This is a genomic window from Bacillus sp. ISO11 (genome assembly GCF_003458115.1).
GTDB lineage: Bacteria > Bacillota > Bacilli > Bacillales > Bacillaceae_G > Bacillus_A > Bacillus_A cereus.
Genome location: NZ_QXCO01000002.1, coordinates 41,363 through 57,638 on the forward strand (window position 1 = coordinate 41,363; position 16,276 = coordinate 57,638).

A 16,276-nucleotide genomic window follows, 5' to 3' on the forward strand; every position below is an offset into this window, starting at 1 on the left:
TGACGGTCGGTGCAAGTCAATCCACGTTTCGTTATGAACTCGCCTTTGAGTTGCAGTTGTGAAACTAATAGTAGCAATTGCCGTTAATCCACGTTACGGATCTAAGCGAATGTATATTTGTACATTAATTTAGGGTGGTACCGCGGGAATCTATAACCTCTCGTCCCTTTTTAGGGATGAGAGGTTCTTTGTATTTTGGGCGGTGAAAATAAATAGAATTTCAAGGAGGGTATCTCATGAGCTTTAATCATCAAGAAATTGAGAAGAAGTGGCAAGGGTACTGGGAAGAGAATAAAACATTCCGTACGCCAGATGAGACAGAAAAACCAAAATTTTATGCACTAGATATGTTCCCATATCCATCAGGTGCAGGCTTACACGTAGGACATCCAGAAGGTTATACAGCGACAGATATTTTATCTCGTATGAAGCGTATGCAAGGATATAACGTTCTTCATCCAATGGGATGGGATGCATTTGGTCTTCCAGCAGAGCAATATGCACTTGATACTGGAAACAGCCCAGCTGAATTTACAGAGCATAATATTAATACGTTCCGTAACCAAATTAAATCATTAGGTTTCTCTTACGATTGGGACCGTGAAGTAAATACAACAGATCCAAACTACTATAAGTGGACGCAATGGATCTTCCTAAAACTATTTGAAAAAGGCTTAGCTTACGTTGATGAAGTACCTGTAAACTGGTGCCCAGCACTTGGTACAGTACTTGCAAACGAAGAAATCATTGACGGTAAGAGTGAGCGTGGTGGACATCCAGTTGAGCGTCGTCCGATGAGACAGTGGATGTTAAAAATTACAGCTTACGGAGATCGTCTATTAGAAGATCTAGATGAGCTTGATTGGCCTGAAAGCTTAAAAGATATGCAACGTAACTGGATCGGTCGTTCTGAAGGTGCAGAAGTACACTTCAACATCGATGGTACAGACGAGAAATTCACAGTTTTCACAACGCGCCCTGATACATTATTTGGTGCAACATACTGTGTACTAGCTCCAGAACATGCACTTGTTGCAGAAATTACAACAGCAGAACAAAAAGAAGCGGTAGAAGCTTACATTAACGCTGTAAAAATGAAGAGTGATCTAGAGCGTACAGAACTTGCGAAAGAAAAAACTGGTGTATTCACTGGTGCTTACGCAGTTAACCCAGTAAACGGTGAGAAATTACCAATCTGGATTGCTGACTATGTTCTTGCAACTTACGGAACAGGTGCTGTAATGGCAGTTCCAGCTCACGATGAGCGTGACTATGAATTCGCATCAGTATTTAATCTTCCAATGAAGGAAGTTGTAAAAGGCGGAGATATTACGAAAGAAGTGTACACAGGTGATGGTGCACACGTAAACTCAGCATTCCTTGATGGTTTAAATAAAGAAGAAGCAATCGCAAAAATGATTGAATGGCTTGAAGTAACGAGCGCAGGAAATCAAAAAGTAACGTACCGTCTACGTGACTGGTTATTCAGCCGTCAACGTTACTGGGGTGAGCCAATTCCAGTAATTCACTGGGAAGATGGTACAATGACAGCTGTGAAAGAAGAGGAATTACCATTAGTTCTTCCGAAAACAGAAAACATCCGTCCTTCAGGTACAGGTGAATCACCACTTGCTAACATTGACGAGTGGGTAAATGTTGTTGATCCTGAGACTGGTAAAAAAGGTCGTCGTGAAACAAATACAATGCCGCAATGGGCTGGTAGCTGTTGGTATTACCTACGTTACATCGATCCAAACAATAGCGAAGCACTTGTAGATCCTGAAAAAGTAAAACAATGGCTTCCAGTTGATATTTATATCGGTGGTGCAGAGCACGCTGTACTTCACTTACTATATGCTCGTTTCTGGCATAAAGTATTATACGATATCGGTGTAGTTCCAACGAAAGAACCGTTCCAACAATTATTCAACCAAGGTATGATTCTAGGTGAAAACAACGAGAAAATGAGTAAATCAAAAGGTAACGTTGTAAACCCTGATGATATCGTAGCAAGCCACGGTGCAGATACACTTCGTCTATACGAAATGTTCATGGGACCATTAGATGCTTCAATCGCTTGGTCTGAAAATGGTCTTGACGGAGCTCGTCGTTTCCTAGACCGCGTATGGCGTCTATTCGTTCAAGATAACGGTGAATTAAGTGAGAAAATTACTGACGCACCAAATAAAGAGCTTGAAAAAGCTTACCATCAAACAGTGAAGAAAGTAACAGAAGACTATGCAGAGCTTCGCTTCAACACAGCGATTTCTCAAATGATGGTATTCATCAACGATGCATACAAAGCTGAAACACTTCCAAGAGAATATGTAGAAGGTTTCGTAAAAATGATTGCACCAGTTGCACCTCATATCGGGGAAGAGCTATGGAGCAAACTTGGATACAATGAAACAATCACATATGCAAGCTGGCCAACATTTGATGAGTCTAAACTTGTAGAAGATGAAGTTGAAATCGTTGTTCAAGTTATGGGTAAAGTTCGCGCAAAACTAACAATGAGTAAAGACGCATCAAAAGAAGAAATGGAACAACTTGCACTTGAAGCAATTCAAGACCAAATTGAAGGGAAAACAGTTCGTAAAGTAATTGTTGTTCCTGGAAAACTTGTTAACGTTGTTGCAAACTAAATCATTTGAAAAAGCTCAGAGCGTTTATGTTCTGAGCTTTTTTGTATAGAAAATAATCTCAGGGTCACCTTCATCTAAGTTTTCAACTATTCCGCTACGTATAAAACCATTCGAGTTAAATACTTTCTGCATACTTTCATTCGATTCGTTCGTTGAAGAAAATATTTTTTGAGTAGGAGAATGACTTAACATATATGAGATTAACGAGCTTGCATAGCCTTGCCTTCTTTTAGTTGGTGAAACAATGATTAATGAGAGGAAAGTACAACCAAAGAAATTTGTATCGTATGTTAGAAAGCCAGAGATAGAATTTTCTTCTGTTACAATGATGCATCTGCCTTCACGGATAGTGTGCTTAATATAATTTCGTCTACTATCGTTTCCAATTACGTCAATATCTATATGGACGATTGAATCTAAATCATTGATAGAAGCCTTTGTTACATTCTTCAATATAAATACCTCCTAGAAAAAATATTCAGTTAATTAATTTTATCATGAATGAAGAAAAAGAAGCGGAATTCTAGTGCAGACAAACACCTATTCTTCTATAGGAAATATGATAAAAAAGGTAGGCTAAATTGAGTAGAAGAGGTGAAAGGAATGAAAGGGATGGACAATAATGCACCACATGGTTTCTTCGGGAGTGGATCGGATAGTTATGAACAAATGATGTTAATGGGAGGAGGACAACAAGGATACGGTGGAATTCCGAGCTGGATGGGCGGAACACCTGGAGGGTTTTCTACATCAGTAGCGGGTGTACAAACTGGAATTCCAACATTAACAGGAGGATTTCCATCATCGGTAGCCGGAGTGCAAACTGGAATCCCAACATTTGTTGGCGGAGCAGCGGGAGGAGTACCAGTAGGCGTACCAACTGCATTTCCATCTTTCGTTGGAGGAGTACAGACAGGATTTCCTGTACCGGGAGTAGGTGTTGTAGCAGGAGGAGTAGGTGGATATCCGCAAGTAGTTCACGGCTACCATGGTCATCATCACCACCATCAAGGTCAACATGGCCATCATGGACATCACCACCATCAAGGTCAACACGGCCATCATGGACATCACCACCATCAAGGTCAACACGGCCATCATGGTCATCACCACCATCAAGGTCAACACGGCCATCATGGTCATCACCATCATCAAGGTCAACATGGTCATCAGGGGCAACAAGTACATCACCACGGTCACCACCACATTCATCCGCAAGCTGTTCTTTATCAAACTCACCAAGGCCAACATGGTCACCATGGACATCACCACCAAGGCCAACATCATGGACACCAAGGTCACCACCATCACCAAGGTCATCAAGGCCAACACGGTCATCATGGGCACCAAGGCCAACATCATGGACACCAAGGTCAACAGCACCAACAGCACCAACAGCACCAACAATATCAGCAATATCAACAACAACAACAATCTTCTCCTTGGACAGGTGGAATTGGAGCAGGAGGAGCAGGGGCAGCAGCAGGAGCAGCTAGTATTAGTGGAGCAGCAGGACACGCAGGGCACGTGGGTCATTAATGATTGGCAGAAAAAAAGCCATAATAAAAAACTGCTAGGAAATCCTAGCAGTTTTTTTCAGCTTCTTGACGCTGACGTTCAATTTCAGCACGAAGTTGTGGTTCCGGTGCTTGCCAGCCTTCTGGCTTTAGAATCTTACCGTCGCCTTCACGGAATCGAGGCTTCCCATCAGGGAATAGTTTTGCCATGTTGGCGTTGTTTACAATTTCGAATCCTTTATCTGGACGTACGCCCATTTCTGCAAACGTTCCGAATGCAAAGTAAATAAGGTCAATCAGTGCATCGTATTGATCTTCAACAGTCGTTGCCTCTAGAAATTCTTCTAGTTCTTCCTGCATAAAACTTGCACGGATTTTTGCACGCTCTTCTGTTAATTTTGTTGGAGTATTTGTCACAGGATGTCCGAATACTTCATGCATTTTCGCAACAAGTTCGTATCCTTTATCTAAACCTTTTTCGTTTGTCATGTTGTTTCATCCTTTCTTACGTTATGCCGAAGTTTATTGTAACATAAGGTGATTATGAAATGAAAAGAACATCTTATCGAAATAAGATGTTCGCTCGTTATTCTTCTTTTTTTATTAAAAGCGATGAAATAAGATCGATGCCAAAAATACCGACGAGTAACATTGGTATAACGACAAGTAAGTAACGTGTGAAGGAAACATTTTTTAAGTATGTATGAGCAAATAAAAAGACGCCGAGAAATAAAATACCATTTAAAATAGGCTTTACTAATTTTTTAGACATAAGCTCCCCCATAAATATCTTCTCTCTCTATTTGATAATAAAAAACTCCTCTCTCCGTTGTATCATGCTGGAGAGAGGAGTTCAATCATTTCTCATTCAATAACACCAGAATTTGTAATATTTACGGTGTATTTTATATGAACCGGAACATCTTTATACATTTGTCTCCATTCTTCTAATTTGAATGGGCGATAATGTTGTTTATACTTTGCACCTAGCCCGAGAGGATCGACGCCTAAAGATTTAAATTGCTTAATTAACTTAGCAGCTTGTTTATCTAATTGTTTTTGTACATCTTTTTCAATGTTTTTTGTGTTCTTGTTATTTTCTAAGTTAATTTGTTTTGATAGTTCTTGAATACGTGCATCAAGACGAACGTGAATGAAAAAAGAAGGCTTTCCGTTTTTAATTTTTATATCGTAAGTTGGAACAGAACGAATATTATTAATCATTACGTACGCAGAATCTGTTTTAAATTCATGTGAATCTAATTTATGTTTCTCTAATAGTCCTTTAAATATGAACATATCTTTTTCCGCAATTTTACCGATATATTTATCCTTTTTAAAAAGGCCAATTCCGGTAATTTTTATTTTATCACCATGCTTCTTTAGAATGGGAATATAGTAGTCTTTTCCTTCTTGATAATAGCGAAATGCTCCTATATGTAGATTATCCGCTGGTAAAGGTCCGGTCTCCATGTTATGTTCTAGCAATTTTTTTATATAAATTGCAACGTTGTATGAAGTCGAATATTTGCCTTTTAAAAGTTCAGTACCATTCCCATCTAATAAAGCAGCATATAAAGCGTTCCCTATATTCACATCTCGGAGTAATGTATCGAATGAAGTAGACATTCCTGTTTTGGCAAGTCTTATCGTATATAGAGCGACACGCATTTGTCCACTAGCAAAAGGTTGAGAAGACTCTAAAGATGTGTCTGCTTTTACTTGTTTTACCGCATTTGCACTGCCTTCAAAAACTTGAACTTTATTTCCTTTTTTTTGAATGGGACAAACGAATGTCACTTTTACTTTATTATCTTTTGCAACGTCAAATACGGATCCTTGAATAAGTTGTACATCGTCGATAATATTTTTTTGTAAACATCCAATTAGACTGAAGAATGTTATACAAGAAATAAGTATTAATTTGCTTGTGCTTTTGATTTTTTCCATTTTCTTTTCACCCACACAATAATAAATAGGATTGGGATGTATACATAAATGAGCCAAAAACTAACCTTTGATACATTACTAATAAAGTTATTAATATCGTGTCTGTTTGTTAAAAGTTGCGAAACAATGAGAGTGATAAAGATAAAAGCAATTAAAACACCCCTTTGTTTTACACGGAATATTTCATGAGTTGCTCTCATTGACGCCCATAAAGGGAGGATAAAACTTGAAATAATAACGAGTGCATAGCCTGAAATTGCAATATATTCGAGTCTTTCTATAAATGGTAATTGAATAACTTGGGTCATAGAAAGTTGGGCCCATATCGTTTTTAACAATTGTTTTTCACTAAAAAATGCAAAGGCTAAAAGGGTGCTAAATAAATATAGAAGATTTGAAAATAGTGCTCCAAACTGAGCGTATTTATGAGATTGCATAGGCTTTTTCACAAATGGATACACCATGAGGTAAATCTCAAAACCGGTCATACTGTAGATTGACAGTTGAGCGGATTTTAAAATGTCTGAAAAAGAATGTGTGAATATAGGTAGTAAATTATCCCAATGTGAATATTTCAAAACGAATAAGCTTAGAAATAAATATCCTAATGTACCACCAACAGAGATGACGCAAATACCGGTAATTACACGAAATCCAGAAGAGATAATGTAATAGCTAACTAAGCATAAAAAGAGTGTTAACATAAAGGTAGAAGCGGTAGGAAACATCCATACTTGAATAATTTCAACATATGTTCGGATGACTGAAATACTAACGATTAAAAAATAAGCCATAAAGATGATGCTAATGCCATTTCCTAGCCATTTTCCAAATGTTTGCCGATGTAAATCAACTAAATTCCCATTTGTTTCTTTTAATAAGACATACATCATCCATATAAGAATGTGGATTAAAATTCCTGTGATTATAACTCCCATCCATCCGTCGTATCCAGCGGCCTTTGCGATGATTCGAGCGAAGCCGAGAACGCCAGCACCGAACTGTGCACCGTGAATTAAGAAGAAAACAAAGATAGGAGATATTTGATATTTTTCTTGAACTTTACTCATCGAATGCACCTCATTTCTTAATCATCAAAGTCTGATCTATGCTTTGTTGAAATTCCTTTCGCTGCTTTTTTTACATGTTGTGGCCTTGCTTGTACATCTCTTGTATCAATCATTGTTAAAGGAAAACGAATCCAAGAATCTTTAACAGATTGTTGTCTTGTTGGATAAAATAAAGCGTACGGCTTGCGTAAAGAAGTGAGTCTAAATAGATGGGTAAATAAAAAGATAAATCCAAGTGAAATCCCGAAAAGTCCTCCTATTTCTGCAAATATGAGAAACGGGAAACGTAGTAATCGAACCGCATTACCCATTTTATAAATAGGTGTAATAAAGGAAGCGAGTGCTGATAGTGCAACGATAATTAATAAAATGTTACTCGTTAAACCTGCTTGTACAGATGCTTGTCCGATTACGATACCCCCTACGATACCGAGCGTTTGACCAACTTTCATCGGTAACCTCGCGCCAGCTTCTCTCAGTAAGTCGATCGCAAGTTCTAAAAAGAGTGCTTCAATTAAAGGTGGGAATGGTACTTGTGCTCTTGATAAAATTAAGGTTTCAAGTAAATCACTTGGAATAAGTTCATAATGATAATTTAAAACTGCAACGTATAACGGTGTAGCGCAAATTGAAAATAGAACGGCAATTAATCTTAAAATCCTTGAAAATGTAGCGTACATCCAGGAGACGTTATAGTCTTCTGGTGAAATGAAAAAATCAAAATAGGATACGGGTGTTAGTAAAACACTTGGAGAACCATCAACAAAAATAGCGATTTTTCCATCAATTAGTGCTTTTGTAACTCTATCAGTACGTTCTGTATTGATATAGAGAGGGAAAATCGATTTTTCACCCATTAATTCTTGTAAATAAGCACTATCATTAATTTGATCATATTCAAGAGCGCGTAATGACTCTTCTAGAAAATCTACATTATCTTTTTCAGCAAGGTTGTCTAAATACATCATGACAACTTTTGTTTTGGAAAACTCGCCGATAATCATTTCTTTTGTTTGTAAATCTAAAACAGGAAGACGTTTTCGAACTAAATTAATGTTTGTATCAATATCCTCTACGAAACCTTCTTGCGGACCAATAACAGTTGATTCGTTTAAAGGAGGGGTTGGTGCACGATAATTATCAATTGCAATGTTTGCAAGCATACATTTTTGATCTTGCTGATTCAATTGAATAATCGCATGCCCCTTTAAAACCATATCCTCAATTTTTTGTAAGTCGTTCGTAATTGTAATGCCGCTCATCGGGATATGTTCCTTAAGCTCTTCTAGTGATGCGTTAGGTCGTTCTAAAAGAGTGGGCATTAAATACTTTTGTAATTTTTCTCCATCAAGTGAAGGGCGATAGTAAGAAATCCAATAAGGCATCGTTTCATCGTCGGATGTATGATAATTTACAAAATCACTAGACTTTTTCAGCTTCTCTATTAAATTTTGTAAAGAATGAATACGATCTTTTTCTGGTTTTGTAAAGTCATAAATACTATTACCTCCAGAGCTTTGTTGCTTACTTTGAGAAGGTTCATCTTGCTTAGTGTTTTGCTGTTTATCTTGAAACGAATCACCTTGTTTAGCACTTTGTTGTTTATCTTGAGACGAATCATCTTGTTTAGCACTTTGTTGCCTATCTTGAGAGGAATCATCCTGTTTAGCGCTTTGTTGCTTATCTTGAGACGAATCATCTTGTTTAGCACTTTGTTGCCTATCTTGAGAGGAATCATCCTGTTTAGCGCTTTGTTGCTTATCCTGAAACGAATCACCTTGTTTAGCACTTTGTTGCCTATCTTGAGAGGAATCATCCTGTTTAACGTTTTGTTGCTTATCCTGAGAAGGGTCATTTTGTTTAGCACTTTGCTGCTTATCTTGAGAGGAATCATCCTGTTTAGCGTTTTGTTGCTTATCCTGAGAAGGGTCATCTTGTTTAGCACTTTGCTGCTTATCCTGAGACGAATCCTCTTGTTTAGCGTTTTGTTGCTTATCCTGAGACGAATCACCTTGTTTAGCGTTTTGTTGCTTATCCTGAGAGGAATCCTCTTGTTTAGCGTTTTGTTGCTTATCCTGAGAGGAATCCTCTTGTTTAGCACTTTGTTGCTTATTCTGAGAAGAATCTTTTTGCTCGTTATTTTTACCTTTATTATGTTTCATACTTCTAGTCTGTTCTTTGTTATCATCCTCTTGATTGTTAGAATGCTGCTCCTGATTATCTGTTTCGTTTGCTTCTGGTTTATTTGATTTTTTTTTCTTACGTAACCAATTCCAAATCATATGTACGCCCTCTTTAATCTTGTAATATAGTGCTATTTTGTGGCTAATTTTGTATATTATTCATTTATTTATGAAAAGAAGAAGGAGATTAGTTTGCATAGAAAAAAAACTTTAGTAAGCAGTTCATACTATAACGGGGAGAGGGAGAGTCTGTGCAAATTGTAAAAAAGGAGAAGTTTGTTTTAAAAGGGTTTACGTTTGAAAATGGCAGAGAAATTCCTGTTCAAATGGGATACGAGACATATGGCACTTTAAATAGAGAAAGGTCAAATGTGATTTTGGTTTGTCATTATTTTAGTGCAACAAGTCATGCGGCAGGAAAATATACAGTGCATGATGAGGAGTCTGGTTGGTGGGATGGGCTAATTGGACCTGGAAAAGCAATTGATACAAATAAGTATTTTGTTATATGTACGGATAATCTTTGTAATGTGCAGGTGAGGAATCCATATGTAATTACAACAGGACCGAAATCAATTAATCCAGAAACTGGAGAAGAATATGCTATGGATTTTCCGATTTTTACATTTCTTGATGTAGCTTGTGTGCAATATGAGTTAATAAAAGGTATGGGAATTTCAAGGTTACACGCTGTAATCGGACCGTCGGCGGGGGGGATGATTGCACAACAATGGGCGGTTCACTATCCACATATGGTAGAGCGGATGATTGGCGTTATTACGAACCCACAAAATCCAATTATTACGTCAGTAAACGTAGCGCAAAATGCGATTGAAGCAATTCAACTGGATCCAAGTTGGAAAGAGGGGAAATATGGAGAACAGCAGCCGATAAAGGGGCTTCATTTAGCAAATAGAATGATGTTTATGAACGCGTTTGATGAGCATTTTTATGAAATGGCATTTCCTCGTAATAGTATAGAGATAGAACCTTATGAAAAGTTTGCTACACTAACATCATTTGAAAAAGAAATAAATAAAGCGACATATAGAAGTATGGAGTTAGTAGATGCAAATTCATGGATATATACTGCGAAGGCAGTTTTATTGCATGATATTGCACATGGGTTTTCTTCACTAGAAGAATCTCTTTCTAACATAGAAGCGAATGTACTTATGATTCCGTGTAAACAAGATTTGCTTCAGCCGTCTCGTTATAATTATAAAATGGTTGATATTTTGCAAAAACAAGGAAAATATGCGGAAGTATATGAGATAGAAAGTATAAATGGGCATATGGCAGGAGCATTGGATATTCATTTATTCGAAAAGAAAGTTTATGAATTTTTGAATCGGAAAGTATCTAGTTTTGTGTAGAAGGAAAATGATGGGGAAAAGGTGCAGTGTTTGAAGTAGGCACCTTTTTTCACATGATTTGTAGACGGAAAATATATGTAGCAATTGCTATACCGAAAAACGCTATGCTAAGCAATAGAAATAAGAATGACATTTCTTGTGGCGATTTTATCTTTTTATTATTTTTCATACTAAGTACAATAATTGCAGCGAGTAAGAACACAATGCCTATAATGAAAAGAAAAAGCGTCATTTTAATCGACTCCTTTCATAAAACAAGTATATTGAGGATACAATGTGCTAGTTATGTTTGTAAAGAATAAGTTTTACGAGAAAATTGAGAAATAGCTTTTCGATTCTTTGCGTTCTTTCTTTTGCATGCTAAAATTGGTAGAGAATGTTTGTGAAAAAGAAACTAAAGGTTTTATTGTATATAAGGAGGAACTACATATGACAGAAGTTAAAACAATTACTACAGAAGAGGTGCAAGAGCGTTTAGAAAATGGAGAAACGTTATTTTTAGTAGATGTAAGAGAAGATGAAGAAGTAGCGGCAGGAAAAATTCCAGAAGCTGTACATATTAAAATGGGCGATATCCCACATAAAGTAGATTTCTTTAATAAAGAGAATGAATATATCTTTATTTGTCGTTCAGGAATGCGCAGTGAAAATGTATGTCATTATTTAAATGAACAAGGGTTTAAAACAGTGAACATGGTTGGCGGTATGCTTCAATATGAAGGTGAAACGAAATAGTTAATTGAAAAAAACTTGAAACGAGTCTGTTTCAAGTTTTTTTCTTTTGCATACAGTATAAAAAAGGAGGAGGGGTAAATGGGGATTAATTTGCGTAAAGTAAAAATTATTAATAATACAGGAGCTGTTAATGTCGGTGACTGTTATGATCTCTCACCTTTAGCTGTAGCAAAAGTATATGCAGGTGCTGGAGGATCAAGTGCGGCTATTTTTTTTAATGGAAAAAGGCAGCCAGAAGCGGTCATTAGAACATCAGTATTTCTTCCGCCTTTGGCAACGAGTACACGTACGTTAGGTTCATAGAGGAAAGGTAGAGTGTAATTATGCCTGCTCATATAAAAGAGTTTGTTATTGTGAATAACACTGGAAATATATTTACCGGTGATAATTTGAGTGACACTTCATTTACTGCTTCGAAATCATATAGTGGTTCAATGGGGTGTACTTGGATTGATGTTGTTACAGTAATAGGGACGGAGACGAAGCTTTGTTTACAGCCGGGAGATTCGGTGACGACGACGTATACAAGGGGCACTCCTGCTGGTACTGTAACAGGAGCAAATATGGGGCAAAATGTAAATACATCGAGTATAGCGCAAGCTGTCCCTAATACAGATAATATGGATTCAATTGCAGGACTCCCTTAAGAAATTAAGGGAGTTTTTATTATTTAAAATAAAAATAGTCTTGGAAATTATTTTTGTAAATAGATTAAGAAGAGGCTTATTTATTATGAAAAAGATGGTTTGTAGGTGGTGAAAGTGTGAAGAATCGTGATAATAATCGGAAGCAAAATTCGTTAAGCTCTAATTTTAGAATTCCACCCGAACTTATTGGGCCTACTTTCCCCCCTGTTCCAACTGGGTTTACAGGTATAGGGATTACTGGTCCAACCGGTCCACAAGGCCCAACAGGACCTCAAGGACCAAGAGGATTACAAGGTCCGATGGGGGAGATGGGCCCGACAGGACCTCAAGGTGTGCAAGGGATACAAGGATCAGTTGGGCCAATAGGTGCAACTGGACCAGAAGGACAGCAGGGCCCACAAGGATTGAGAGGACCACAAGGAGAAACTGGAGCGACAGGATCTCAAGGGGTGCAAGGGTTACAAGGTCCGATTGGTCCAACGGGAGCGACTGGGGCACAAGGTATACAAGGGATACAGGGATTACAGGGGCCAATTGGAGCGACGGGACCTGAGGGACCTCAAGGAATACAAGGCGTCCAAGGGTTACCGGGTGTAACTGGTCCACAAGGAATACAAGGAGCACAAGGGATACAAGGAACACAAGGACCGAGTGGAAATACAGGTGCAACCGGAGCAACTGGTCAGGGGATAACAGGCCCGACTGGAATAACAGGTCCAACTGGGATAACTGGACCATCTGGAGGACCTCCTGGTCCGACGGGGCCGACTGGTGCGACAGGTCCGGGCGGTGGACCGAGTGGAAGTACAGGTGCGACTGGAGCAACTGGGAATACTGGAGCTACAGGAAGTACAGGGGTAACAGGAGCAACGGGAAGTACAGGTCCGACTGGAAGCACGGGAGCACAGGGCTTGCAAGGAATCCAAGGGATTCAAGGGCCAATTGGGCCAACAGGTCCAGAAGGTCCGCAGGGTATTCAAGGTATTCCTGGTCCGACGGGAGTAACTGGTGAACAAGGAATACAAGGAGTTCAAGGTATTCAAGGGGCAACGGGAGCAACAGGAGATCAAGGTCCACAAGGTATACAGGGGGCTATAGGGCCTCAAGGGGCAACAGGGGCAACAGGAGATCAAGGTCCACAAGGAATACAAGGAGTACCAGGGCCATCAGGAGCAACAGGGCCACAGGGAGTTCAAGGGATACAAGGTCCGATGGGTGATATAGGACCAACAGGTCCAGAAGGCCCAGAGGGACTTCAGGGGCCGCAAGGAATTCAAGGTGTGCCAGGTCCAGTTGGAGCGACGGGTCCAGAGGGTCCTCAGGGGATACAAGGTATTCAAGGACCGGTAGGAGCAACAGGTCCACAAGGTCCACAAGGAATACAGGGAATACAAGGTGTGCAAGGGATAACGGGAACAACTGGAGTACAAGGAGCAACTGGAATTCAAGGGATACAAGGGGAAATAGGAGCAACGGGTCCAGAGGGTCCCCAAGGAGTGCAAGGTGCTCAAGGGGAGATTGGTCCAACAGGTCCGATGGGTCCCCAAGGTGTGCAAGGAGTACAAGGAATTCAAGGAGCGACGGGCGCACAAGGAGTGCAAGGTCCACAGGGAATTCAAGGAATCCAAGGTCCGACGGGGGCAACAGGAGATACGGGAGCAACTGGGGCGACAGGGGAAGGCACTACAGGTCCAACAGGAGTAACCGGTCCAACAGGGGTAACAGGACCATCTGGAGGACCAGCAGGACCGACCGGCCCAACGGGGCCATCAGGTCCGGCGGGAGTAACAGGTCCATCTGGTGGACCACCTGGCCCGACAGGAGTAACCGGGGCGACAGGAGTAACAGGAGATACTGGGGCGACAGGCTCAACTGGAGTGACAGGAGCGACAGGAGAAACGGGAGCAACCGGAGTGACGGGTTTGCAAGGTCCGCAAGGAATCCAAGGTGTGCAGGGAGAGATAGGTCCGACGGGTCCCCAAGGTGTTCAAGGTCCCCAAGGAATTCAAGGAGTAACGGGGGCCACTGGAGATCAAGGTCCGCAAGGGATTCAAGGCCCACAAGGCGACATAGGTCCAACCGGCCCACAAGGAATTCAAGGCCCACAAGGTTCTCAAGGAATCCAAGGAGCGACAGGGGGAACAGGAGCACAAGGTCCACAGGGAATCCAAGGTCCGCAAGGTGACATAGGTCCGACTGGGCCACAAGGTCCAACTGGAATCCAAGGGATACAAGGAGAAATAGGTCCAACAGGTCCAGAAGGCCCAGAAGGACTTCAGGGCCCGCAAGGAATACAAGGTGTTCAAGGGCCAGTTGGAGCAACGGGTCCAGAGGGTCCTCAGGGGATACAAGGCATTCAAGGACCGGTAGGAGCAACAGGCCCACAAGGTCCACAAGGAATACAGGGAATCCAAGGTGTGCAAGGGATAACGGGAGCAACTGGAGCACAAGGAGCAACTGGAATTCAAGGGATACAAGGGGAAATAGGAGCAACGGGTCCAGAGGGCCCCCAAGGAGTGCAAGGTATACAAGGGGTGATTGGTCCAACCGGTCCGATGGGGACACAGGGAGTGCAAGGAATTCAAGGGATTCAAGGAGCAACAGGTGCACAAGGAGTGCAAGGCCCACAAGGAATTCAAGGGATACAAGGTCCGACGGGAGCAACAGGAGATACGGGGGCAACCGGAGCGACGGGAGAAGGAACTACCGGTCCAACAGGAGTAACCGGTCCAACAGGGGTGACTGGTCCGTCAGGAGGACCAGCAGGACCGACCGGCCCAACGGGGCCATCAGGTCCGACAGGAGTGACAGGTCCATCAGGTGGACCACCTGGCCCGACAGGAGCAACAGGTGCGACAGGAGTAACAGGAGATAACGGGGCGACAGGCTCAACTGGAGTGACAGGAGCGACAGGAGCAACGGGAGCAACCGGAGTGACGGGTTTACAGGGCCCGCAAGGAATCCAAGGTGTTCAAGGAGAGATAGGTCCAACCGGTCCACAGGGTATTCAAGGTCCTCAAGGAATCCAAGGAGTAACGGGGGCAACCGGAGCACAAGGTCCCCAAGGAATTCAAGGCCCACAAGGCGACATAGGTCCAACCGGCCCGCAAGGAATTCAAGGTCCACAAGGTCCTCAAGGAATCCAAGGAGCGACAGGAGCAACAGGAGCACAAGGCCCACAGGGAATCCAAGGTCCACAAGGTGACATAGGTCCGACCGGCCCACAAGGCCCGCAAGGAATTCAAGGCCCGCAAGGAATTCAAGGTCCAACGGGAGCTACAGGAGCAACCGGAGCGACAGGTCCACAAGGGATTCAAGGTCCACAAGGAATTCAAGGCCCGCAAGGAATTCAAGGTCCAACGGGAGCTACAGGAGCAACCGGAGCGACAGGTCCCCAAGGAATTCAAGGCCCGCAAGGAATTCAAGGTCCAACGGGAGCTACAGGAGCAACCGGAGCGACAGGTCTCCAAGGAATTCAAGGTCCAACGGGAGCTACAGGAGCAACCGGAGCGACAGGTCTCCAAGGAATTCAAGGCCCACAAGGAATTCAAGGCCCGCAAGGAATCCAAGGTCCAACGGGGGCTACAGGAGCAACCGGTTCACAAGGCCCAACTGGAGATACAGGTCCAACCGGAGCTGGAGCCACTGGAGCGACCGGGGCGACTGGAGTTAGTACAACTGCAACATATGCATTTGCGAATAATACATCAGGAACCGCTATTTCTGTTTTATTAGGTGGCACGAATGTACCATTACCGAACAATCAAAATATTGGTCCAGGAATTACTGTTAGTGGAGGAAATACTGTATTTACAGTTGCGAATGCAGGGAATTATTATATAGCTTATACAATTAATCTAACGGCAGGATTACTTGTAAGTTCTCGTATAACTGTAAATGGCAGTCCGCTTGCGGGAACGATAAATGCTCCGACAGTTGCTACTGGTTCATTTAGTGCAACAATAATTGCTAACTTGCCTGCTGGAGCTGCTGTTAGCTTACAGTTATTTGGAGTAGTTGCAATAGCTACATTATCTACAGCAACGCCAGGGGCTACCCTGACTATTATTAGATTAAGTTAATAAGCAGAGAACCTTGAAGCTTTTATGTTTCAAGGTTTTTTTATCTTTGTATTTGTAAGTAAACCTCGTTA

General features: G+C 41.4%; 14 protein-coding genes and 1 other annotated feature (1 of these 15 only partly in view). Of the genes, 7 read left to right on the forward strand and 7 right to left on the reverse strand.

Features of this window, described 5'->3' with window-relative positions; translation table 11 throughout:
* Positions 1-171 (forward strand) — a binding site (T-box leader); it begins 49 nt to the left of the window's first position.
* A gap of 65 nt (positions 172-236) precedes the next feature.
* Complete coding sequence (gene leuS, locus D1166_RS02125; RefSeq protein WP_000009466.1) at positions 237-2,645, forward strand: leucine--tRNA ligase; 2,409 nt, start codon at positions 237-239, stop codon at positions 2,643-2,645.
* Positions 2,646-2,669: 24 nt separating this feature from the next.
* On the opposite strand, the gene D1166_RS02130 is transcribed toward leuS, so the two are convergent.
* Positions 2,670-3,098, reverse strand: coding sequence for a GNAT family N-acetyltransferase (locus D1166_RS02130; protein WP_000800325.1), 429 nt, complete (start codon positions 3,096-3,098; stop codon positions 2,670-2,672).
* A gap of 150 nt (positions 3,099-3,248) precedes the next feature.
* Between D1166_RS02130 and D1166_RS02135 the strand changes: the two genes are divergently transcribed.
* Entirely contained in the window at positions 3,249-4,184 is a 936-nt protein-coding gene (locus tag D1166_RS02135) for a hypothetical protein (protein WP_087875823.1), read from the forward strand.
* A gap of 44 nt (positions 4,185-4,228) precedes the next feature.
* Here the strand turns inward: D1166_RS02135 and D1166_RS02140 are convergent, their stop codons facing one another.
* The 5 genes from D1166_RS02140 to D1166_RS02160 all read right to left on the reverse strand — a co-directional run bounded on the left by D1166_RS02140 (position 4,229) and on the right by D1166_RS02160 (position 9,464).
* Positions 4,229-4,651, reverse strand: coding sequence for a pyrophosphohydrolase domain-containing protein (locus D1166_RS02140; RefSeq protein WP_000180554.1), 423 nt, complete (start codon positions 4,649-4,651; stop codon positions 4,229-4,231).
* Positions 4,652-4,748: 97 nt separating this feature from the next.
* Positions 4,749-4,934 (reverse strand): hypothetical protein, encoded by a 186-nt coding sequence (locus D1166_RS02145; protein ID WP_000038781.1) that lies wholly within the window; start codon positions 4,932-4,934, stop codon positions 4,749-4,751.
* A 92-nt stretch (positions 4,935-5,026) separates the two neighbouring features.
* Positions 5,027-6,112 (reverse strand): spore germination protein GerHC, encoded by a 1,086-nt coding sequence (gene gerHC, locus D1166_RS02150; protein ID WP_000411387.1) that lies wholly within the window; start codon positions 6,110-6,112, stop codon positions 5,027-5,029.
* Positions 6,082-7,182, reverse strand: a complete 1,101-nt coding sequence (locus tag D1166_RS02155) for a spore germination protein (protein WP_000049056.1) — start codon at positions 7,180-7,182, stop codon at positions 6,082-6,084. The genes gerHC and D1166_RS02155 overlap by 31 nt, the downstream gene beginning before the upstream one ends.
* Positions 7,183-7,199: 17 nt before the next feature.
* Positions 7,200-9,464, reverse strand: a complete 2,265-nt coding sequence (locus D1166_RS02160) for a spore germination protein (protein ID WP_097861985.1) — start codon at positions 9,462-9,464, stop codon at positions 7,200-7,202.
* Between the two features lie 152 nt (positions 9,465-9,616).
* On the opposite strand from D1166_RS02160, the gene D1166_RS02165 reads away from it, so the two are divergent.
* Positions 9,617-10,741 (forward strand): homoserine O-acetyltransferase family protein, encoded by a 1,125-nt coding sequence (locus D1166_RS02165; protein ID WP_001167634.1) that lies wholly within the window; start codon positions 9,617-9,619, stop codon positions 10,739-10,741.
* Between the two features lie 49 nt (positions 10,742-10,790).
* Here the strand turns inward: D1166_RS02165 and D1166_RS02170 are convergent, their stop codons facing one another.
* Positions 10,791-10,973, reverse strand: a complete 183-nt coding sequence (locus tag D1166_RS02170) for a hypothetical protein (protein ID WP_000171881.1) — start codon at positions 10,971-10,973, stop codon at positions 10,791-10,793.
* A 197-nt stretch (positions 10,974-11,170) separates the two neighbouring features.
* Here D1166_RS02170 and D1166_RS02175 point away from each other — a divergent pair, with 197 nt between their 5' ends.
* From D1166_RS02175 to D1166_RS02190, 4 genes are all read left to right on the forward strand, one after another.
* A complete protein-coding gene (locus D1166_RS02175; RefSeq protein ID WP_000141207.1) occupies positions 11,171-11,476 on the forward strand; it encodes a rhodanese-like domain-containing protein in 306 nt (101 codons plus the stop codon).
* Positions 11,477-11,554: 78 nt separating this feature from the next.
* On the forward strand, positions 11,555-11,779 hold the full coding sequence (locus tag D1166_RS02180) for a spore germination protein (RefSeq protein WP_097862833.1): 225 nt from the start codon (positions 11,555-11,557) through the stop codon (positions 11,777-11,779).
* Positions 11,780-11,799: 20 nt separating this feature from the next.
* The gene (locus tag D1166_RS02185) at positions 11,800-12,123 is read left to right on the forward strand and encodes a hypothetical protein (protein ID WP_001110848.1); all 324 of its coding nucleotides are present in this window, start codon (positions 11,800-11,802) and stop codon (positions 12,121-12,123) included.
* A 116-nt stretch (positions 12,124-12,239) separates the two neighbouring features.
* On the forward strand, positions 12,240-16,205 hold the full coding sequence (locus tag D1166_RS02190) for a BclA-related collagen-like exosporium protein (protein WP_118043238.1): 3,966 nt from the start codon (positions 12,240-12,242) through the stop codon (positions 16,203-16,205).
* Positions 16,206-16,276: the final 71 nt, after the last annotated feature.